Here is a 19,518-nt window from a genome sequence, read left to right on the forward strand (position 1 = left end):
CCTCAAGGGCTACATGCAGGATCGCCTCAATGCCCGATTGATGGGCATGAAGCCGACCGGCAACGGGCGCCGCGAATCCTTTGCCCATAGCCCGATGCCGCGCATGACCAACACCTACATGATGGCCGGCGACCGCGACCCGGCGGAAATCCTGGCCGGGGTGGACAAGGGCATCTATGCGGTGAATTTCGGCGGCGGCCAGGTCGACATCACCTCGGGCAAGTTCGTGTTCGCTTGTACCGAGGCCTACCTGATCGAGAATGGCAAGGTGGGCGCCCCGATCAAGGGCGCCACGCTGATCGGCGCTGGCGCCGATGTGCTGACCAAGGTGCGCGCGGTGGGCAACGATTTGCAGCTTGATGCCGGGGTTGGCACCTGCGGCAAAAGCGGCCAGGGTGTGCCGGTGGGCGTTGGCCAGCCGACCTTGCTGATCGAGGGATTGACGGTGGGCGGCACTGCCGCCTGAAGCTATGATTGCGAGCCTGCAATGGCGGGTCCGGCCCTGGTGGGGGAGAAGACGATGACGGCAATAGCCAACAAGATTGTGAGCCACGACCCGGTGTGGAGCCGGATCCGGTTGGAAGCCGCCGAAGCGGTGGCGCAGGAGCCTTTGCTGGCAAGCCTGGTGCATGCCTCGGTGCTGCATCACCAGCGACTGGAGGATGCGCTGAGCTATCAACTGGCGCAGCGGCTGGGCAATTCCGACATTTCGCCACTGATGATGCGCGAAGTGATCAATCAGGCGCTGACCGCCGATCCCGATATCGGCCATGCTGTGCGCGCCGATCTTGTGGCGGTGAATGAGCGCGACCCGGCCTGCCGCAGCTATATGAAGCCGCTACTGTTCTTCAAGGGTTTTCTGGCGATCCAGAGCCATCGCATCGCGCATTGGCTGTGGCATCAAGGCCGCGAGACCATGGCCTTTCTGATCCAGAGCCGCTGCTCGGAAGTGTTCCAGGTGGATATCCACCCAGCAACGCGCTTTGGCCGCGGCATCCTGATCGACCATGGCACCGGCGTGGTGATCGGCGAAACCGCCGTGATCGAGGATAATGTCTCGCTGCTGCAAAATGTGACGCTGGGCGGCACCGGCAAGGAAACCGGCGACCGCCATCCGAAAATCCGGCGCGGCGTGCTGATCGGGGCCGGCGCCAATATCCTGGGCAATATCGAGATCGGCGAGGGCGCCAAGATCGGCGCTGGCAGTGTGGTGCTGATCCCGGTGCCGCCGCATTGCACGGCAGCGGGCGTGCCGGCCAAGCTGCTGGGCGATTGTGAATGCGACCAGCCGGCGCGCGAGATGAATCACCAATTGCCGGATGCAGTGGGCTGACTTAGCCCGGCTTGCTGCGCTGCTGCTGGCATGTTTGCTGCCGGCAGCAGCGCCGGCGCAATCCTTGCGTGGCGCGCTGGAATGGCTGCCGCCCGGTTCATTGAACCTGCCCGAATTGACCAGCCGGCCGGCAGAAAACCTGGCCGGCGGCATGCAGCAATCGTTTTATGTCGAATATGGCCGCCTCGCCTTTCGGAGCCCGGATGTGCTGGGCGGCAATGCGCGCAAGGCCGGGCTGTCCTGCCAGGCCTGCCATCCGAATGGCGATGCCAACCGGCATTTTTTCATTCCGCGCCTGTCTGACCGGCCCGGCCATGTCGATGTCAGCCACAGCCTGTGGTCGGCGCGCGCCGAGGATGGCCGCGCCAATCCGCTGCTGATCCCGAGCCTGCGCGGCGTTAGCGCCAAGCCGCGCCTGGGGCATGACCGGCGCATAACCAGCCTGCGTGAATTCACCCGTAATGTGATCGTGCTGGAATTTGACGGCGCCGAGCCGGATGCGTTGCTGCTCGATGCCCTGGTGGCTTATCAGCAGGCATTGCGCCCAAGCCAGGCGCCCGATAAGCACCTCACGCTGCAAACTGATCTCGAAGATTTCAACCGGGCGCTTGGCGTGCTGCGGCTGCCGCTGGCCGAGGAGAATGTGGCCTTGAGCGGGCGCGTTGCCACCATGCTGCGCGGCCAGATCGGCTTCATGCATGAGCGGTTTGAGGCCGCGCCGCCGCGCCAGATACTGGAAGGCTGGTCGCAGGATTTACGCGCCATTGCCGAACAGGCCGAAGCGGGGCATTGGCCGGCGGCCCGCGCTGCCCTCGACCGGTTGCGCCAGGCGAGCAGCAATCCACCCCGCGCCCTGCTGGATGCCGCGCCCGGCTCACTTTACGAACCGGCGCGGCTGCAAGCCTGGCTTAATAAGCCAGTTCGGTGAAAACCGGATCGACCGAGCGGTTCCAGCGCCCGTTATAAAGCTTGAGCAGAGCTTCCGCCGGGGTCTCGCCGCTTTCGGCAATCGCCTGCAAGGGTTCGAGGAAATGGGTTTCATCCTCGCCGGCCGGCGAAACGCGGTTGCGGGCACGTAGACCGGCCTGCGCAATCTTCACCATCTCACGCGCCACATTTTGCAGCGTGCCGCCACGGAACGGCGTGTGCAGGCCATATTTCGGCGCATCGACACGCAGCATGGCGCGCTCCTCATGCGTCCAGTCCTTGCAGAGATCCCAGGCCGCATCCAGCGCCGACTGGTCATACAGCAAGCCCACCCACAAGGCCGGCAGGGCGCAGAGCCGCGACCACGGCCCGCCATCGGCGCCGCGCATTTCCAGGAAACGCTTCATGCGCACTTCGGGGAATAACGTAGTGAGGTGATCGGCCCAATGGCGCAAGGTCGGCAATTCGCCTGGCAGGGCGGGCAATTTGCCGGCCATGAAGTCGCGGAAACTCTGGCCCGAGGCATCGATATACTGGCCGTCCTTGTAGACAAAATACATCGGCACATCGAGCGCATGGCGCGCATAGCGCTCAAAGCCCATGCCGTCCTCGAACACAAACGGCAACATGCCGCTGCGGTCGGGGTCGGTATCGGTCCAGATATGGCTGCGGAAGCTGAGGAAGCCGTTCGGCTTGCCTTCGGTGAAAGGCGAATTGGCGAACAAGGCCGTGGCCAGCGGCTGCAAGGCCAGGCCGGTGCGGAATTTCTGCACCATATCGGCTTCCGAGGAGAAATCGAGATTCACCTGCACGGTACAGGTGCGATACATCATGTCGAGGCCGAGATTGCCCTTCTTGGGCATATACTCGGTCATGATCTTGTAGCGCCCCTTGGGCATCATCGGGATATCGGCGCGGCGCCATTTCGGCTGCATGCCGAGGCCTGCCATGGCGATGCCCATCTCCTCCCCCACCTGGCGCACCTGCTTGAGATGGGTGCTGACCTCGATACAGGTCTGATGGATGGTTTCCAGTGGTGCGCCAGACAATTCGAACTGGCCGCCCGGTTCCAGCGTGATCGACTGGTTGTCGAGCAGCAACGCGATGGTCTTGCCATTCTCCTGCACCGGCTGCCAGCCGAAACGCTGCAATTCCTGCAACAGCCTGCCGATGCCGGTGGGGCCATCATAGGGCATCGGGCGGAAATCATGCGCGGTATAGGCCAGCTTTTCGTGTTCGGTGCCGATGCGCCAATCCTGCTTGGGCTTGCAGCCCTCGGCGATATAGGCAACGAGCTGGGAAAAGTCGGTGATCGGGGTCTCGGGGGCTTGGGCCGGGCCGGACATGGAAACCTCGTTGCTTCTTGTTATCGTTACAAAAAAAATCGACCGCAGCAGTGGGCTTCCCGCGCCGGCTGAGCGCATATGGCGCAGATGCCGCCGCTTGTCTAGGGCCCGCTCAATACCGCCTGGGCGAGCGCCAGGGCAGCCAAAGCCGCCGTCTCGGCGCGCAGGATAGTCTCACCCAGCGACACCGGCGTGACAAATTCCCGGGCTACAATACGCTCGGCCTCTTCCGGTGCAAAACCACCTTCTGGCCCGATCAATATCGCCAGCGGCCCACCCGGCGGCAAGCCCTGCAAAGCCGCCAGCAGGCCGGGCGCAGCCTGGCGCTCCAGGCAGGCAAACAGCCGCCGCTCGGCCGGCCATTGCGCCAGCAAGGTTTCCAGCGGCACCAGCGGCGCCAGAGCCGGCAGGTCGAGCCGTTCACATTGTTCGGCAGCTTCTTTTACATGCGCTTCCAGCCGCCCGGCATTGATCTGGCGCATCTGGGTGCGCTGGGTCAGCACCGGCACCAGCCGGGCAGCCCCAAGTTCGGTGGCCTTTTCGATCAAAAATTCGATGCGGCCCTGGCGGATCGGCGCGAAACAGAGCCAGAGATCGCGTGGCCCGCGGTATGGCCGTGTCTGCTCGCCAAGCCGCACCATGGCGCCGCGTTTGCCAGCCAGCCCGAGGCTGGCGGCATATTCGCCATCGCGGCCATTGAACAGGCGAAGCGCGGCCCCCTCGCCCAGCCGCAGCACATGGCGCAGATAATGTGCGGCCGCCTCATCCAGCGCCAGATCGGCGCCGGCTTGCAGATCGCTCGCCACGTAAAGTCGGGCCATGCTGGCCATGATGCTTGTGCCGCCTTGCGCTTAGGATTATCCGAAAAGCGTTATGACAAAGCCGGAACCGGAAGTCACCCCTGAGGATATCGCCCCCGCTGACGCGCTTGACCGCCATTGGGTTGGGCGCTGGCTGCCGCTCGCCTGGCGGCCCTATGCGCGGCTGTCGCGGCTGGATCGGCCAATCGGCACCTGGCTGCTGCTGCTGCCCGGCTGGTGGTCGATTGCCCTGGCACGGCCAGCGGGCGCCGCCCTGCCCGACCTGTTGCTGCTGGCCCTGTTCGGCATCGGCGCCATTGTGATGCGCGGTGCCGGCTGCACCTTCAATGATATTGCCGACCGTGATTTCGACGCCCAGGTGGCGCGCACAAGACAACGCCCGCTTCCGGCCGGCCAGGTGACGCTGCTGCAAGCCTGGCTCTGGCTGGCGGCACAATGCCTGATCGGCCTGCTGATCCTGATCAGCATGAATCCGCTGGCGATCTGGCTTGGCGTTGGCTCGCTGCTGCTGGTGGTGATCTATCCATTCATGAAGCGGATTACCTGGTGGCCGCAATTTTTCCTCGGCCTGGCGTTCAACTGGGGCGCCGTGCTGGGCTACGCCGCTGTCGCCGGCCGGCTCGATGCCGCAGCCCTGGTGCTGTATGCCGCCGGCATCATCTGGACCCTGGGTTACGACACCATCTATGCCCTCCAGGACAAGGAGGATGACGCGCTGGTGGGGGTGAAATCCACCGCACGGCTGTTTGGCACCAAGGCGCGGCGCTGGATCGCCGGCTTTTTCCAGGCGGCCTGGCTCGGCATCGCGCTCTGCGGCTGGATCGCCGGCATGGGCCTGGGTTTCTGGCTTTGCCTGGCGGCGCTGGCCGGCCATTTTGCCTGGCAGGTGGCCACGCTCAATCCCGACGATCCGGCCGACTGCCTGATCAAGTTCCGCGCCAACCGCGATGCCGGGCTGATCGTGTTTCTCGGTTTCCTGATCGGCTGATTCCAATCTATACTGCGCCATGCGCAAGACTCGAATCACGCCGGAGCATTTCGGCGACGTGTACCGGCAATTCAACGCCTCGATCTCAAAATACGATTGCGGCCGCAAATGCGCGCCCTTGAATGGCGGCCAGCCGGTCTGCTGCACCACGGGCCATGCCATTCCGGTGGTGCACAAATCCGAATACCAGCTTCTCAAGTCGCGCACCGACCTGTGGTACGACTACAAGCCGAATGACGCCACCTCACGCAAGATCGTGAAGGAATTGCCGCGTAATTCCTGCGCCATCGAATGCAAGGGCGCCGCCTTCTGCGAACGCGACAACCGCACCATCGCCTGCCGCGCCTTTCCATTTTTTCCCTATTACAACAAGCAGGGTGAAATGCTTGGCCTCTCGGTCTATTGGACCTTTGAGGACCGCTGCTGGATGATCTATCGCCTTGATCTGGCCGAACCCGCCTTCGTCAAGGAAATGGCGGCCGCGTTTGAGAAAATCTTCGCCTTCGATCCGGAAGAGCTGGAGAATATGAAAAGCCACAGCGCCAGCGCCCGCCGGGTGCATTCGCGCTGGAACCGGCCGATCCCGATCATTGGCCGTGATGACGGCAAACTCTACAAGGTGATGCCGCGCACCCATGAATTGCGCCCGGCCAAGCCCAGCGATTTCAAGGCCCAGGGCGCCTATAAATCCGAAGCCGCCTATAAGCGCGCGGTGAAGGAAGCCGGCGGCACGCTGGGGCCAGAGCCAAAAGGCGGCTATCTGGCGCCCTGATCCGGCGCCGCAGCCTTATAGAGAAACGTGCCGAGCAAAATCCAGCGCCGCGCGGTTTCAACTTGGCGCCGCTTGGCCAGCAGCGGCGTGGTGTAATGCCAGAAGGGCAGCCGGTAGGCATTCACCAGCCCGTTGCGCGCCACCTCCACCGCTTCGCTGAAATGCCCGGCCTTGGCATAAACCAGCAACTGGCTGCGCGCGCCGGGTGTGACAAAACCGATATGCAGATCAAGATAGCCCTGCCGCGCCTCGGGCTCCTCGGGGTGATGATCGTTATGCGGCCCGGCATAATCGCCGGGATGATAGGCGATGGCTTGCAGGCCATATTTGCGCTTCAGCGGCCGACCGGCCAGGGCGGTGGCAAAGGCGCGATAACTGTCTGACCGCAGCATGGCAAGCAGGCCAATGGCTTCCGCTGCGCGCCGCCCGGCACTTTGGCCGGCATCCAGATGCAGGGTGTGCTGGCGCATCACCTTGGGAAGTATTTCACTGTAATTGCGGCTCATCTCCCAGATGCTTTCGGGCGGGATCGGCTGCGCCATCAGGCGCAGGTGCGGCCCGATGGCGGCTTCCAGCAGCGGCCCGGCCAGGGCCGCCTGACGCGCATCCAGCAGGCCGTTCAGGGCCACAAAGCGGGTGCGCGGATTGGCCAGTGCGCCGGCAGCGGCATGGTTGCCGGCCAGCAGCTTTTGCCCCTGGGCGGAGAGCAGATCGGCGAATTCGGTGGGAAAGCGGCGCATCGGCATCAGATAGCAAGAACCGGCCGGCAAGGAAAGAAAGCCGGGCCTGGAAAGCCGGCTGCATGCGGCTTATTCTGCCGCGCCATGAGCACCCCCGGTACAACGCCGCGCGATGAGCGCCTGGCGCAGATTCTGCTTTTCATCACGCCCGCAATGTTCACCACCAACATGGTGATGGCCCGCGCCACGTCGGATTTCATTCCGCCGGTAGCCCTGGCCTTCTGGCGCTGGAGCGGCGTCTGCCTGCTGCTGGCACTGTTCTGCGGCCGCGAATTATGGCGCCAGCGCAAGGCGATCCGGCAGGAGGCCGGGCAATTCCTGGTGCTGGGCTTCCTCGGCATGGTGGTATGCGGCGCCGGGGTCTACTGGGGCGCCGCCAGCACCACCGCCACCAATATCGGCCTGATCTATGCCACGTCGCCGGTGATCATCATCCTGCTGTCGCGCTTGTGGTTTGGCGAGGCAATGACCTTGCGCCAAGGCATCGGCACGGCCTTGGCGCTGAGCGGCGTGCTGGTGATTGTGCTGAAAGGCGATATCGACGTGCTGCACAGCCTGTCTTTCTCACTCGGCGACCTGCTGATGCTGGCCGCCGCCATCGCCTGGGCGATCTATGCCGTGTTGCTGAAACGCTGGCCCAGCCGGCTGAGCGTGAATGGCCGTCTGGCCGGCATCACCGGCGCCGGCGCCCTGCTGTTGCTGCCGGCTTTGCTGCTGGAAGGCGCCCTGGCCGGGCCGCCGGTATGGGACAACCGCACCCTGCTGGTGGTTGCCACACTGATCATCGTGCCCGGCATCGGCGCCTATGGCACCTATAGCTACATGACCAAACATCTCGGCCCCAGCCGCACCGGGCTGATCCTTTATCTGTCGCCGATCTACACGGCGTTGATGGCCTGGGCCTTGCTCGGCGAGCATTTCGCCTTTTATCACTGGATCGGCAGCGCCCTGGTGCTGCCCGGCCTGTATATCGCCACCCACAAGCCGCAACCGGAGACTGCCTGATGGCCTATGCCTCTTTGCGCGACTTCATTGCCCAACTGGAGGCCAAGGGCCGCCTGGTGCGTGTGTCCGAGCCGGTTTCGACCGTGCTGGAAATGACCGAAATCCAGACCCGCCTGCTGGCCGATAAAGGCCCGGCGGTGTTGTTCGAAAAGCCGCTCAAGGCCGATGGTAGCCCCAGCGACATCCCGGTGCTGGTGAACTTGTTCGGCACCGTGGAGCGGGTGGCCTGGGGCATGGACCGCGAACCGGCGCAACTGAAGGAAGTGGGGGAAACGCTGGCCTTCCTGCGCCAGCCCGAGCCACCCGGCGGCTTCCGCGAGGCGCTCAACATGCTGCCGCTGGTGAAAACCGTGCTGGCGATGGCGCCGAAAACCGTCAGCAACGCGCCGGTGCATGAAGTGGTGTTGCAGGGCGACGATATCGACCTGACGGCACTGCCGATCCAGACCTGCTGGCCGGGCGAGCCGGCGCCTCTGATCACCTGGCCGCTGGTGGTGACCAAGGGGCCGAGCCAGGCCAAGGAAGACAGCTTCAATCTTGGCATCTACCGCATGCAGGTGCTGAACAAGAAGCAGACCCTGATGCGCTGGCTGAAGCATCGCGGCGGCGCGCAGCAGCACCAGCGCTGGAAACAGGCCGGCAAGCGCGAGCCGTTTCCCGCCGCCGTGGTGATCGGCGCCGATCCGGGCACCATCCTGGCCGCCGTGACCCCGGTGCCCGACACGCTGTCGGAATACCAGTTTGCCGGCCTGCTGCGCGGCAAGCGCGTGGAACTGGTAGATTGCCGCACCGTGCCGCTGAAAGTGCCGGCCGAGGCTGAGATTGTGCTGGAAGGCTATGTGTCGCTGGATGAATATGGCGATGAAGGCCCCTATGGCGATCATACCGGCTATTACAATTCGGTGGAATCCTTCCCGGTTTTCACCCTGACTGCCATCACTAGGCGACGGAAGCCGATCTATCTCAGCACCTTCACCGGCCGGCCGCCGGATGAACCCAGCGTGCTGGGCGAGGCGCTGAACGACGTGTTCGTGCCGCTGATCCGCCAGCAATTCCCCGAGATCGTGGATTTCTGGCTGCCGCCCGAGGGCTGCTCCTACCGCGTGGCGGTAGTCAGTATCAAGAAGGCCTATCCCGGCCATGCCAAGCGCGTGATGATGGGCGTGTGGTCATATCTGCGCCAGTTCATGTACACCAAATGGGTTATTGTGGTGGATGACGATATTGATGCGCGCAACTGGCAGGATGTGATCTGGGCCATGTCCACCCGGATGGACCCGGCGCGTGACATCACCCTGATCGAACATACGCCGATCGACTATCTGGATTTCGCCTCGCCGGAATCCGGCCTGGGCAGCAAGATCGGCCTGGATGCCACCAACAAATGGCCGCCCGAGACCAAGCGCGAATGGGGCGAAAAGCTCGGCATGGATGCCGAGGTGATCCGTAGCGTGAGCGAAAAATGGTCGCGACTGGGCCTGCCGGGCAGCGGCAAGCCGATCTGGAAATAGCCGGCAATAGGGTGAAATCCGTCACATTCGGCGCGATATCGCCTTGACCTGATTGGGCAAATGCTGGCGCAATGCGGCCGCGCCAGCCTATCCGGCACAAGGCGGCCCAGCGGAGACCTTCACGCCATGTCGATCTGGCAGCGCATGCACGACAAGATTTGCGGCCCCGGCTGCAAGCAGCTCATCGATGCCGAGCAGCGCCGCCTGTCTGCCGCCTTCGCCGCCGAGGAATATGAAGGCCTGCGCCTGGCCATCGGCCTGCGCTTCCTGGCAATCGCCATTGTTGCCCTGCTGCTGACCCTGGAGATGGGCTGGCCGATGGCGGTGAATTATTACCCCTGGCTGCTGGCGCTGGTGCTATCAGGCTATATCCAGCTGCTGGTGCGCCGGCCAGGAGTTGAACAGCCCTGGATGCATTGGCTGTTTCCGCTGCTCGACATGAGCATGCTGGGCGCCGCCATCGTGCTGCCCAATCCGTTTGACCCGAACCCTTTGCCGCCGCCGATGCGGCTGTCATTCGACACCGTCATCTATTTTCCGCTGCTGCTGGCGCTGGCGGCGCTCGGGCAATCGGCGCGCACAGTTTTCTTCACTGCGCTTTCCGGCATGGTGGTCTGGACCGGTGCCACGGCCTACATCGCCATGCAGCCCGGGGTGCAGACCTATCTGATGCCCGGCAATGTGGCACAGCTTTCGGCCATGGAGCGTTTTGCGATCCTGCTCGATCCCTGGGTGCTATCCTATGCCGACATGATCCGCCGCGTGGTGATGATCGGCCTGATCGGCGGCATCCTGGTGGTGGCGGCGGTGCGCGCCCGCCATCTGGTGGCGCGGCAGATCGAGAGCGAGCGCGGCCGGCGTAATCTGGCGCGGCATTTCTCGCCGCATATCGCCGAGGAACTGGCGCGTATGGATGATCCGCTCGGCACCGTCACCCAGCTTGAGGCCAGTGTGCTGTTTGCCGATCTGGTTGGCTTCACCAAGATGAGCGAGGACATGACGCCGGCGCAGACCATTGCGCTGCTGCGCGAAGTGCATCGCCGGCTGGCTCATGCGGTTTTTGAGCAACAGGGCACGCTCGACAAATATCTCGGCGACGGCATCATGGCTTCCTTCGGCACACCGCGCCCCGGGCCGCGTGATGCCTCGGCAGCTTTGCTCGCAGCCCGCGCCATGCAGCAGGCCATCGAACAACTTAACCGCCAGCGCGCACCCTTGCGCCAGCCGCCGCTGCAACTGGCCATCGGCCTGCATTTCGGCCCGCTGACCCTGGGCAATATCGGCGACGAAAACCGCGTGGAATATGCCCTGGTGGGCGAAACAGTGAATGTGGCGCACCGGCTGGAGCAGATGACCCGCAGCATCGGCGCCTCGCTCTGCCTCAGCGAAGCCTTTGCCACCAAGCTGAAAGAGGAAACCCGCGGCGACCTGACACCGCTGCGTGACCTGATTGAAATGCGGCCGCAGCCGATCCGTGGCCTGCGTGAGCGTATGACAATCTGGATTTTGCCGCGCGAAGCTGCCGCGCCCGATGTGCTGGCACCGGAAACCACCGGCCAGCCGCAGCCGGAAATCCCGCCGACGATTCACTGAACATGCTGATTTTCAAGCCACGCCGCCCCAGCGAGCGCGACCTGCTGCCCTGGTGGCACCCCTGGGCGCTGATGCGCAGTGGCTGGAATATTGCCTTCTCGGCCGCCCTGGGCGCCGGTATCGGCTTCCTGGCGCTGGAACTGGCGGCGCAGATTGCGGCAAAAATCAGCGGCGAGGACTGGCGCAGCTGGAGTGACAGGCTGAACTGGCTCGGCTGGCTGGTTGGTTGTTTTGTCGCCTTTGTCAGTTATATGTCCTATCGTATGGACGACAAGAAAGAGTAAGCCCCCAATGACCGCTTTTGCTGATCGCGCCGCCGAGGCGCAGAGCCTGCTTGCTGACCTGATTGCCGCCGCCCGCAAGGCCGGGGCCGATGCGGCGGATGCCGTGTATCATGAAAGCCGCTCGCTTTCTGCCGGGGTGCGGCTGGGCCAGCCCGAGGATGTGGAAAGCAGCGAAAGCCGCGAAGTGGGCCTGCGGGTGCTGATCGGCCAGCGCCAGGCCTGTGTTTCCACCACCGATTTTGGCCGCGACGCGGTGGCAGCGCTGATCGAGCGCGGCGTGGCGATGGCGCGGCTGGCGCCCGAGGATAAATTCTGTGGCCTGCCCGATGCGGCTGAACTGGCGCGCACTGCCATCGACCTGGACCAGCTTGACGGCGTGGAACTGGACATGGCGCAATTGCTGGAACGCGCCAAGGCCTGCGAGGCGGCGGCACTGGATGTGGCCGGGGTGACCAATTCGGAAGGTGGCAGCGCCTCGCGCAGCATGGGCCTGACCGCCTATGCCGCCACCAACGGCTTCAGCGGCGCCGGCTTTGGCGGCTCGCACAGCATTTCTGCGGTAGCGATTGCCGGCAAGGATACCGGCATGGAGCGCGATTATGATTACAGCGCGGCGCTGCATTTCGCCGATCTGGCCAGCCCGGAAGTGATTGGCCGCAATGCCGGCGAACGCGCCGTGCGCCGGCTCAATCCGCGCAAGATCGAAAGCCAGGCCTTGCCGGTAGTGTATGAAAACCGCGTCGCCAACAGCCTGATCGGGCATCTTTCCGGCGCCATCAATGGCGCTGCCGTGGCGCGCGGCACGTCTTTCCTCAAGGACCAGATGGGCGAGGAAATCTTTGCCCCGGGCCTGGATGTGATCGACGACCCGCTGCGGCCGCGCGGCTTCCGCTCGCGCTGGTTCGATATGGAGGGCGTGGCGCGCCAGCGCCGCAAGCTGATCGATCAGGGCCGCCTCACCACCTGGCTGCTGGATTGCGCCACCGCACGCCAGCTTGGCCTCAAGAGCACCGGCCATGCCAGCCGCGGCACCTCATCGCCGCCTTCGCCCGGCGCCACCAATCTGTACCTGGCTGCCGGCAAGCAGAGCGTCGAGCAACTGCTCGGCGGCATTCAGCGCGGGCTTTATGTGATCGAGATGATGGGCAGTTCGATCAACCCGCTGACCGGCGATTACAGCCGCGGCGCTGCCGGCTATCTGATCGAGAATGGCAAGCTGACCGACCCGGTTTCAGAAATCACCATTGCCGGCAATCTCAAGCAGATGTTCAAGCGCATCACCCCGGCCGATGATCTGATCTTCCGCTATGGCACCGATGCGCCCACCCTGCTGGTGGATGGCATGACCATTGCCGGGCGCTGATCATGCGCCACCTGGAGGACCAACCGCTGCTGCTGGACGCCGTGCGCGAGGCCGGCATACTGGCGCACAAGTATTTCCGCGATGGGGTGAAATCCTGGAACAAGCGGCCGAACGATCCGGTTTCGGAAGCCGATCTGGCGGTGGACAAGCTGCTGCGCGCCCGCCTGCTGGATAGCCGCCCAGGCTATGGCTGGGTGAGCGAGGAAAGCGAGAATAGCGCCGCCGCCAGCGATCATGCCACCTGGGTGGTGGACCCGATTGACGGCACCCGCGCCTTCATCGCCGGCAAGCCGGAATTCGCCGTCAGCGTGGCGCTGCTCTCGGATAACCAGCCGGTGCTGGCGGCCATCTACAATCCCGCCACGGATGAGTTTTTCCACGCTGCCCTGGGCGACGGCGCGCAGCTTAACGGCAAGCCGATCCGTGCCTCCGGCCACGCCACCCTGGTGGAAGCCCGGCTGCTGGCCAGCCGGCGCACCTTTGATCGCCATGGCTGGCTCGCCCGGGTTGGCAAAGCCGAGTTTGAGCATCGCAATTCCATCGCCTATCGCATGGCCCTGGTGGCTGCCGGGCGTTTTGACGCGGCGATTTCACTTAGCGAAAAAAGCGACTGGGACGTGGCTGCCGCCGACCTGCTGGTGCGGGAAGCCGGTGGCCGGGTTGGCACTGCCGATGGCAATGCGCTGATCTACACTGATTCGCGCCATCGCCACCCCACTGTGATTGCCGCCGGGCCATGGCTGCATGACGAATTGGTCGACCTGCTGCGCACCCGCCGCCGCGACGGCGACGATTAGGCTTCCTTCCTGATCCACACCGCCGTGTCATGAAAGGCGGCGCCGCCATTGGGCGGGGCCGGGTCGGCGCCAATCAGCAGGTTGATGCCAACGCCCTCGATGAAACTGTGGTTGGGCCAGATGCCTTCCACGATCACCACGCCGGGCAGCACGCCGTCAAACAGCCGGACATGGATCGCGAGGTCACCCTGGGCATTGCCGATGCGCACCACATCGCCGGCCGCTACGCCAAGCCGCGTCGCATCCTCGGGATGCAGCATCACGCTGGGGCGCTGCTCGCGCTTCTGCGAAGTGGGCGTTTCGGTGAAAGTTGAATTGAGGAAATTGCGCGCCGGCGCCGTCACCATACGAAACGGCATTTCGGCCGTGGCGGCCTGGATCAGCTCGGCATGATCCGGCAGACGCGGCAGCTTGTGGCCATCCGGCCCCATTGCCGCCCAATCCGGCGCAAAGCGGAATTTGCCATCGGGATGGCCGAATCCATCCAGGAAATGGCTGGCGCGAAAATCCGGCTGGCAATCGATCCAGAATTCGCGCTCCAGCGTATCCACATCCGACCAGCCGGAAGCTTTCAAGGTCCAATCAGCGATTTCACGCGCCGACATATTGAAGCCGCGATGCTCGGCGCCCAGGCGCTGCGCCAGGTCGCAGATCACGGCATGATTCTCACGCGCCTCGCCCGGCGCATCAACAATCTTCGGCCCGAGCAGAATGTGCTGCTGGCCGCCAGCCTGGTAGATATCGTCATGTTCAGTGAACATGGTGGCTGGCAACACGATATCGGCCATCCTGGCGGTATTGGTCATGAATTGCTCATGCACACAGGTGAACAGATCCTCGCGCGCGAAGCCCTGATGCACCTTGGCCAGTTCCGGCGCCACATCCATCGGGTTGGTATTCTGGATCAGCAAAGCAGTCACCGGCGGGCCATTTTTGAGCGCTTCCGCCTCGCCTACTAATATCGGCCCGATACGCGATTGATCCAGCATGCGGATCGACGGATCACGCAGGTCATGCCCTTCGATCAGCGACCTGTCCCAATGGAAAATTGCGCCATTGTTATGAAACGCGCCGCCGCCTTCCAGCGCCCAGGCGCCACTCACCGCCGCGATGCTGGCCGCCGCATGCATATTGGCAGCGCCATTGCGGCTGCGTGAAAAGCCATAGCCCAGGCGCAGGTAATGCCGCTTGCGCTCGCCCAGCAGATGCGCAAAAGCCTCGATCTCGGCCACGCTCAGGCCGGTGATGGCCGCTGCCCAGGCCGGCGTGCGGCTTTGCAGATGCTGTTCCAGTTCCTGCGGCAGATCGGTATAGCGCGCCAGATAATCGCGGTCGGCCAGGCCATCGCGGAACAGCACATGCATCACCGCGCAGGCCAGGGCGCCATCGGTGCCCGGCCGCAGCATCAGATGCATGTCGGCCTGCTCGGCAGTGGCATTGCGATACGGATCGATCACAACGATCTTGGCGCCACGCTCCTTGCGGGCGCGGATCGCATGCGTCATCACATTCACCTGGGTATGCACCGCATTGGTGCCCCAGATCACCACACAATCGCTTTTCGCCATTTCACGCGGATCGGGGCCGCGCAAGGCGCCAGTGCCGGCGATATAGCCGCTCCAGGCCAGGGTCACGCAGATGGTGGAATGAAAGCCGGAATAGCGCATGGCATGGCGCAGCCGGTGGATGCCATCGCGCTGCACCAGCCCCATCGTGCCGGCATAGTAATACGGCCACACGGTTTCGCTGCCCCATTTGCGCTCGGCAGCCAGGAATGCCTCGGCCGTACGATCCAGCGCCTCGTCCCACGAGATCGGCGCGAACTGGCCCGAGCCTTTTGGCCCGGTGCGGCGCATCGGCTGCAACAGCCGATCCGGATGCTGCGCCCGCTCGGCATAACGCGCCACCTTGGCGCAGATCACCCCCGCTGTGTAAGTGTTGGCCTCGGCGCCACGCACCCGGCCGATGCGGAACTGATCCAGCTTTTCGATTTCCAGCGCGCAGGTGGATGGGCAATCATGCGGGCAGGCGCTGCGCATGATGATCGGCTTGGCGGGGCTCAGGGCATTCATGCGGCGCTCTCTACCTGAAGCGGCTGGGGCTGAGATCGGCTTCGGAGACGCCGAGCTCCTGGATATCGGAGGGCAAATCGCGGCCCAAGGCAAGCGCTCCGGCCACCCGGCTCATCGCCGCCGAGGTCTGGATGCCATAGCCACCCTGGCCGGCAAGCCAGAAGAACCCTTCGGCCTGCGGGTCAAAGCCTGCAACAATGGTGCGATCCGGGAAAAAGGAACGCAAACCGGCCCATTTCGCCGCGATGCGCCGCACGCCCAGATTGGTCAGCGTCTCGAAACGATCCACCGCAATGGCGATATCCATCTCATCAGGCTGCGCATCGCAGGGATCCGAAGGCGTCTCATCGGCTGGGCAGATCAGCATGCGACCGGCTTCCGGCTTGAAATAAATCTGCTCGTCGGCATCGATCACCATCGGCCAGGCGGCAAAATCCAAACCGGCCGGCATCTCGGCGGTCAGCGCCGTGCGCCGCTTCGGCGCCAGGCCCAACGGCCCCAGGCCAGCCAAAGCTGCCGTAACATCGGCCCAGGCACCGGCAGCATTGATCACAATGCCGGCGCGGTATTCGCCCTGGCCCGCCACGTCGACGCGCCAGCCAGCAGTATCGCGCGCCAGGCCGGTCACGCTGGCATCGCAGACAATGCTGGCACCTGCCGCTGCCGCGCCGCGCAGAAAACCGCGATGCAGCGCATGCACATCGATATCCATTGCTTCCGGTTCAGCCAATGCGCCGGCTGCCACCATTTCAGGCCGCAGCACCGGCACCCGCGCCAGCACGGCGGCGGCATCCAGCCTGCGGATCGAGGGCACCAATCGCCGCATCTCGTCATAGGCGGCATCAAGCGTTTCAGCTTTTTCCGCCACACCAACCTGTAGCACGCCACGCGGCGTCAGAATTGCCCCATCGCAAAAACCGGGCGGCGGCTGCATCAGGAAATCGCGGCTGGCCACGGTCAGCGCCCGGATTGGCGCATTGCCATAGGTTTCGGAAAACAGCGCCGCCGAACGACCGGTGGTGTGATAGCCGGGCTGATTTTCGCGCTCCAGCAGAATGACCCGGGCTTGTGGGGCCAGGGCATAGGCCGCGCCGGCACCGGCGATACCGCCACCGATGATGATAATATCGGCCTGCTTTTGCCCGGCCGGCTGCGTGTCACTCGCCATGATGCGTAATGTCCAAATCGGGGCTTCGGAATCGTCTGGTCATTATAAGGCCTTTGCCCAAGAGACAAAAGCCAACGGCGCTATACGATTCCCGTAGCAGCGTTTACACTGATTCCTCTTGTCGACCGTTGGATGCAAAGCCACCTATGTCCAATACTGAACTGGATCGCGCACCGCTGCGTGGCACAATCTGGGCCATCTGTGCCTTTGTGCTGCTGGCCGGGCTGTGGCTGCTGGTCGATGCCTGGCTGGAACAGCGCGCCATCAAGCAGGATGAAACCCGGCTGCAAGCCCTGGCCGGTGCGTTTGCCACGGCGCTGGATGCTGACATGGCGCGACGCGCCGATCATGTGTTCAGCGCGGTGCGCAGCCCGCATTTGGCGACGAATTTTGACTCGGCACAATTCCGCTCGAGATTTGTGCGCAGCCTGCATGATGCTGATCCCGCCTATACCTGGATCGGCATCCTTGATGCGGAGGGTCAGGTACTGGCTTCCACCAGTGACCTGCTGCTCGGCGCCGACAGTTCGCAACGGCCGGTTTTTGTCGAGGGCCGCAAGGCGCCCTGGATCGGCGATGTGCATGATGCCTTGATGCTGGCCAAACTGATCCCCAGCCCGAATGGCGAAATGCTGCGTTTTGTCGATTTCGCCGCCCCGATCAAGGATGACAACGGAGCGTTTCTTGGTGTGCTGGCGGTGCATGTTGGCTGGCATTGGGCACAGCAATTGCGCGACAAGCTGCTGCATGGCGATGGTAGTCCGCAGCATACCGATCTGCTGATCATCTCCACCGAGGGCAGCCTGCTGTTGGGCCGTGCGGGCGAAATCGGCAGCAAACCAAGCAGCGCGTTGGCCATTGCGGGCAAATCAGGCAGCGGGATTGAACGCTGGCAGAATGGCCAGGATTATATCGTTGCGGCGGCACAAGCCCAGGGTCTGGGAGATTACAAAGGGTTGGGCTGGCTCACCCTGGCGCGCAAACCACTGCAACAGGTCGGCGGTTTGCAGCAATCAATCCAATTGTGGATTTGGCCAGCACTGATTGCTGCAGCGGTTGGTTTTGGCGCCATCGGCTGGTCTCGCGCTTTGCGGCGCAGTGGGCATTGATCGCTACGGTGCTAGCCGCCCATCGGCCAGGCAGCGTGGCGTAAAACCAAACAACACGGCGCGTTCTGGCGTTAAATCCGCAGCCTTGCCGGGATAATCCCAGCCAGCCAGCAAGGCACGGATGATATTCAGCCGCGCCGGTTTCTTGTGATCGGCCCGCACAATCTGCCAGGGCGCCTGCCGGGCATGGGTAGCACGCAGCATGGCATCGCGGGCGCGGCTGTAATCACGCCAATGTTTCTGAGCCGCTTCATCAATCGGGCTGATCTTCCATTGCTTCAGCGGATCGCGGCGGCGTTCGGCCAGGCGCTGCTTCTGCTCGTCGCGGCTGATATCGAGATAGAATTTGAACAGCCGAATGCCGTCGCGCAGCAGCAGATCCTCAAAGCGCGGCACCGCCGCCAGAAAGGCACGATATTCGGCATCCGAACAAAAACCCATGACATGCTCGACCCCGGCGCGATTATACCAGGAGCGATTGAACAGCACGAATTCGCCGGCAGCGGGCAGATATTGCACCCAGCGCTGAAAATACCATGAAGCCGTGTCACGCTCGCTTGGTTTGCCCAGCGCCACCACGCGGGTTTCACGCGGGCTCATATGCTCAACAATACGCTTGATCGCGCCATCCTTGCCGGCGGCATCACGGCCTTCCAGCAGCACCAGCACCTTCTCGTCCTGCTTGATAAGATGGCGTTGCAGCTTCACCAGCTCGATCTGCAAGCGGCGCAGCTCATCGCCATAATCCGGCTGCAAACGGGTCATGCGCTTCAACCCGGCGGCAGCGGAATGAATTCGCTCTCGCCCGGCACCTTGCCAAACCGATCTGCCTGCCAATCCGCCTTGGCCTGCTCGATCCGCTCCTTGGAGCTGGAAACAAAATTCCACCACATCTGGCGCGGCGCATCCAGCGGCGCACCGCCCAGCAGCATCAGCCGGCTTGGCTGCTCGGCGGTCAGCGTCACGGCATCACCCTCGCGCAGCACCAGCAGGTCGCTTTCGCCGTAGCTGGTGCCGGCAACACTGATGCCGCCAATGGAAACATGCACCGCCCGCTCGGCATATTCATCATTCAGGGTGAAACTGGCGCCCTGCGGCAGATCAAGGTCGATATAGAACATCGGCGACAGGCATTGCGCCGGCGCGACGTGGCCGCCATAGCTGCCGGCAACCAGCCGCAATGTGGCATCGCCTTCGCGCCATTCCGGCAGGCTGGCCGCCGGATGATGCCGAAAGCTGGGCGCAATTTCCTCATGCTCCAGCGGCAAGGCCACCCAGGCCTGCACACCATGCAGCAGTTGGCCGGCGGCGCGCACTTCATCGCGGGTGCGTTCGGAATGCACAATGCCGGAGCCGGCAGTCATCCAGTTCACATCGCCGGGCCGGATCGGTTGCAGATAGCCCAGGCTGTCACGATGCAGGATTTCGCCGGAAAAGAGGTAGGTGACGGTAGCCAGGCCGATATGCGGGTGCGGCCGCACATCCAGCCCCTGGCCGGGGGCAAATTGTGCCGGCCCCATGTGATCGAGGAAAACAAATGGCCCGACATGGCGCCGCTTGGCGAAGGGCAGCACACGCCGCACCACAAAACCATCGCCCAGATCCTGCTTCCTGGGCTGAATCAGCATTTCCACCATCTCGCTCATCACGCCCGCTCCTCTGCCGGATTTCCTGTCTATCGGCGTATCG

General features: G+C 63.6%; 19 protein-coding genes. 12 read left to right on the forward strand and 7 right to left on the reverse strand.

What is annotated here, in order from left to right:
- From KBB36_RS15785 to KBB36_RS15795, 3 genes are all read left to right on the forward strand, one after another.
- The coding region (locus KBB36_RS15785; RefSeq protein WP_290982950.1) for a metallopeptidase TldD-related protein at window positions 1-466 on the forward strand (466 nt) is incomplete at its 5' end.
- Between the two features lie 54 nt (window positions 467-520).
- Window positions 521-1,333 carry a serine O-acetyltransferase gene (gene cysE / locus KBB36_RS15790; RefSeq protein ID WP_290982953.1) on the forward strand — a complete coding sequence of 271 codons (813 nt, stop codon included), beginning with the start codon at window positions 521-523 and terminating at the stop codon, window positions 1,331-1,333.
- Window positions 1,320-2,261 carry a hypothetical protein gene (locus KBB36_RS15795; RefSeq protein WP_290982956.1) on the forward strand — a complete coding sequence of 314 codons (942 nt, stop codon included), beginning with the start codon at window positions 1,320-1,322 and terminating at the stop codon, window positions 2,259-2,261. The genes cysE and KBB36_RS15795 overlap by 14 nt, the downstream gene beginning before the upstream one ends.
- Here KBB36_RS15795 and KBB36_RS15800 read toward each other — a convergent pair.
- Window positions 2,242-3,606 carry a glutamate--cysteine ligase gene (locus tag KBB36_RS15800; protein WP_290982958.1) on the reverse strand — a complete coding sequence of 455 codons (1,365 nt, stop codon included), beginning with the start codon at window positions 3,604-3,606 and terminating at the stop codon, window positions 2,242-2,244. The two genes, KBB36_RS15795 and KBB36_RS15800, sit on opposite strands and share 20 nt — an antisense overlap.
- 101 nt (window positions 3,607-3,707) lie before the next feature.
- Window positions 3,708-4,436, reverse strand: coding sequence for a 16S rRNA (uracil(1498)-N(3))-methyltransferase (locus KBB36_RS15805; RefSeq protein WP_290982960.1), 729 nt, complete (start codon window positions 4,434-4,436; stop codon window positions 3,708-3,710).
- A 43-nt stretch (window positions 4,437-4,479) separates the two neighbouring features.
- On the opposite strand from KBB36_RS15805, the gene ubiA reads away from it, so the two are divergent.
- The gene (ubiA, locus tag KBB36_RS15810; protein ID WP_290982963.1) at window positions 4,480-5,415 is read left to right on the forward strand and encodes a 4-hydroxybenzoate octaprenyltransferase; all 936 of its coding nucleotides are present in this window, start codon (window positions 4,480-4,482) and stop codon (window positions 5,413-5,415) included.
- A gap of 19 nt (window positions 5,416-5,434) precedes the next feature.
- Window positions 5,435-6,187: a hypothetical protein gene (locus tag KBB36_RS15815; protein ID WP_290982965.1), complete on the forward strand. Its 753-nt coding sequence runs from the start codon at window positions 5,435-5,437 to the stop codon at window positions 6,185-6,187.
- Here KBB36_RS15815 and KBB36_RS15820 read toward each other — a convergent pair.
- Window positions 6,172-6,933 carry a hypothetical protein gene (locus KBB36_RS15820; protein ID WP_290982968.1) on the reverse strand — a complete coding sequence of 254 codons (762 nt, stop codon included), beginning with the start codon at window positions 6,931-6,933 and terminating at the stop codon, window positions 6,172-6,174. The genes KBB36_RS15815 and KBB36_RS15820 overlap by 16 nt on opposite strands.
- 78 nt (window positions 6,934-7,011) lie before the next feature.
- On the opposite strand from KBB36_RS15820, the gene KBB36_RS15825 reads away from it, so the two are divergent.
- The 6 genes from KBB36_RS15825 (at window position 7,012) to KBB36_RS15850 (ending at window position 13,480) form a co-directional block, all read left to right on the forward strand.
- On the forward strand, window positions 7,012-7,932 hold the full coding sequence (locus KBB36_RS15825) for a DMT family transporter (RefSeq protein ID WP_290982971.1): 921 nt from the start codon (window positions 7,012-7,014) through the stop codon (window positions 7,930-7,932).
- The gene (locus tag KBB36_RS15830) at window positions 7,932-9,443 is read left to right on the forward strand and encodes a UbiD family decarboxylase (protein ID WP_290982975.1); all 1,512 of its coding nucleotides are present in this window, start codon (window positions 7,932-7,934) and stop codon (window positions 9,441-9,443) included. The genes KBB36_RS15825 and KBB36_RS15830 overlap by 1 nt, the downstream gene beginning before the upstream one ends.
- 126 nt (window positions 9,444-9,569) lie before the next feature.
- Window positions 9,570-11,036, forward strand: a complete 1,467-nt coding sequence (locus KBB36_RS15835) for an adenylate/guanylate cyclase domain-containing protein (RefSeq protein WP_290982978.1) — start codon at window positions 9,570-9,572, stop codon at window positions 11,034-11,036.
- Between the two features lie 2 nt (window positions 11,037-11,038).
- On the forward strand, window positions 11,039-11,320 hold the full coding sequence (locus KBB36_RS15840; RefSeq protein WP_290982981.1) for a hypothetical protein: 282 nt from the start codon (window positions 11,039-11,041) through the stop codon (window positions 11,318-11,320).
- Window positions 11,321-11,327: 7 nt separating this feature from the next.
- On the forward strand, window positions 11,328-12,683 hold the full coding sequence (locus KBB36_RS15845) for a TldD/PmbA family protein (RefSeq protein WP_290982984.1): 1,356 nt from the start codon (window positions 11,328-11,330) through the stop codon (window positions 12,681-12,683).
- Between the two features lie 2 nt (window positions 12,684-12,685).
- Complete coding sequence (locus tag KBB36_RS15850) at window positions 12,686-13,480, forward strand: inositol monophosphatase (RefSeq protein ID WP_290982987.1); 795 nt, start codon at window positions 12,686-12,688, stop codon at window positions 13,478-13,480.
- On the opposite strand, the gene KBB36_RS15855 is transcribed toward KBB36_RS15850, so the two are convergent.
- Window positions 13,477-15,552 (reverse strand): molybdopterin oxidoreductase family protein, encoded by a 2,076-nt coding sequence (locus KBB36_RS15855; protein WP_290982990.1) that lies wholly within the window; start codon window positions 15,550-15,552, stop codon window positions 13,477-13,479. The genes KBB36_RS15850 and KBB36_RS15855 overlap by 4 nt on opposite strands.
- A gap of 10 nt (window positions 15,553-15,562) precedes the next feature.
- The gene (locus KBB36_RS15860; protein ID WP_290982993.1) at window positions 15,563-16,720 is read right to left on the reverse strand and encodes an FAD-binding oxidoreductase; all 1,158 of its coding nucleotides are present in this window, start codon (window positions 16,718-16,720) and stop codon (window positions 15,563-15,565) included.
- A 146-nt stretch (window positions 16,721-16,866) separates the two neighbouring features.
- Here KBB36_RS15860 and KBB36_RS15865 point away from each other — a divergent pair, with 146 nt between their 5' ends.
- Window positions 16,867-17,829, forward strand: a complete 963-nt coding sequence (locus tag KBB36_RS15865; protein WP_290982996.1) for a cache domain-containing protein — start codon at window positions 16,867-16,869, stop codon at window positions 17,827-17,829.
- Between the two features lie 3 nt (window positions 17,830-17,832).
- Here the strand turns inward: KBB36_RS15865 and ppk2 are convergent, their stop codons facing one another.
- Complete coding sequence (ppk2, locus tag KBB36_RS15870) at window positions 17,833-18,594, reverse strand: polyphosphate kinase 2 (protein WP_290982999.1); 762 nt, start codon at window positions 18,592-18,594, stop codon at window positions 17,833-17,835.
- Window positions 18,595-18,599: 5 nt separating this feature from the next.
- Window positions 18,600-19,475 (reverse strand): pirin family protein, encoded by an 876-nt coding sequence (locus tag KBB36_RS15875; RefSeq protein WP_290983002.1) that lies wholly within the window; start codon window positions 19,473-19,475, stop codon window positions 18,600-18,602.
- Window positions 19,476-19,518: the final 43 nt, after the last annotated feature.

Source organism: Ferrovibrio sp., assembly GCF_017994015.1.
In the GTDB taxonomy this organism is placed as follows: Bacteria; Pseudomonadota; Alphaproteobacteria; order Ferrovibrionales; family Ferrovibrionaceae; genus Ferrovibrio.

What these genes read in the sequence shown, in the direction of transcription:
- KBB36_RS15830 (WP_290982975.1), top strand. Translation starts at nt 7,932, where the DNA reads ATGGCCTATGCCTCTTTGCGCGACTTCATTGCCCAACTGGAGGCCAAG.
- KBB36_RS15805 (WP_290982960.1), bottom strand. Translation starts at nt 4,436, where the DNA reads ATGGCCAGCATGGCCCGACTTTACGTGGCGAGCGATCTGCAAGCCGGC.
- KBB36_RS15840 (WP_290982981.1), top strand. Translation starts at nt 11,039, where the DNA reads ATGCTGATTTTCAAGCCACGCCGCCCCAGCGAGCGCGACCTGCTGCCC.
- KBB36_RS15865 (WP_290982996.1), top strand. Translation starts at nt 16,867, where the DNA reads ATGTCCAATACTGAACTGGATCGCGCACCGCTGCGTGGCACAATCTGG.
- ubiA (WP_290982963.1), top strand. Translation starts at nt 4,480, where the DNA reads ATGACAAAGCCGGAACCGGAAGTCACCCCTGAGGATATCGCCCCCGCT.
- KBB36_RS15800 (WP_290982958.1), bottom strand. Translation starts at nt 3,606, where the DNA reads ATGTCCGGCCCGGCCCAAGCCCCCGAGACCCCGATCACCGACTTTTCC.
- KBB36_RS15875 (WP_290983002.1), bottom strand. Translation starts at nt 19,475, where the DNA reads ATGAGCGAGATGGTGGAAATGCTGATTCAGCCCAGGAAGCAGGATCTG.
- KBB36_RS15855 (WP_290982990.1), bottom strand. Translation starts at nt 15,552, where the DNA reads ATGAATGCCCTGAGCCCCGCCAAGCCGATCATCATGCGCAGCGCCTGC.
- KBB36_RS15835 (WP_290982978.1), top strand. Translation starts at nt 9,570, where the DNA reads ATGTCGATCTGGCAGCGCATGCACGACAAGATTTGCGGCCCCGGCTGC.
- KBB36_RS15860 (WP_290982993.1), bottom strand. Translation starts at nt 16,720, where the DNA reads ATGGCGAGTGACACGCAGCCGGCCGGGCAAAAGCAGGCCGATATTATC.
- ppk2 (WP_290982999.1), bottom strand. Translation starts at nt 18,594, where the DNA reads ATGACCCGTTTGCAGCCGGATTATGGCGATGAGCTGCGCCGCTTGCAG.
- KBB36_RS15820 (WP_290982968.1), bottom strand. Translation starts at nt 6,933, where the DNA reads ATGCCGATGCGCCGCTTTCCCACCGAATTCGCCGATCTGCTCTCCGCC.
- KBB36_RS15825 (WP_290982971.1), top strand. Translation starts at nt 7,012, where the DNA reads ATGAGCACCCCCGGTACAACGCCGCGCGATGAGCGCCTGGCGCAGATT.
- cysE (WP_290982953.1), top strand. Translation starts at nt 521, where the DNA reads ATGACGGCAATAGCCAACAAGATTGTGAGCCACGACCCGGTGTGGAGC.
- KBB36_RS15850 (WP_290982987.1), top strand. Translation starts at nt 12,686, where the DNA reads ATGCGCCACCTGGAGGACCAACCGCTGCTGCTGGACGCCGTGCGCGAG.
- KBB36_RS15845 (WP_290982984.1), top strand. Translation starts at nt 11,328, where the DNA reads ATGACCGCTTTTGCTGATCGCGCCGCCGAGGCGCAGAGCCTGCTTGCT.
- KBB36_RS15795 (WP_290982956.1), top strand. Translation starts at nt 1,320, where the DNA reads ATGCAGTGGGCTGACTTAGCCCGGCTTGCTGCGCTGCTGCTGGCATGT.
- KBB36_RS15815 (WP_290982965.1), top strand. Translation starts at nt 5,435, where the DNA reads ATGCGCAAGACTCGAATCACGCCGGAGCATTTCGGCGACGTGTACCGG.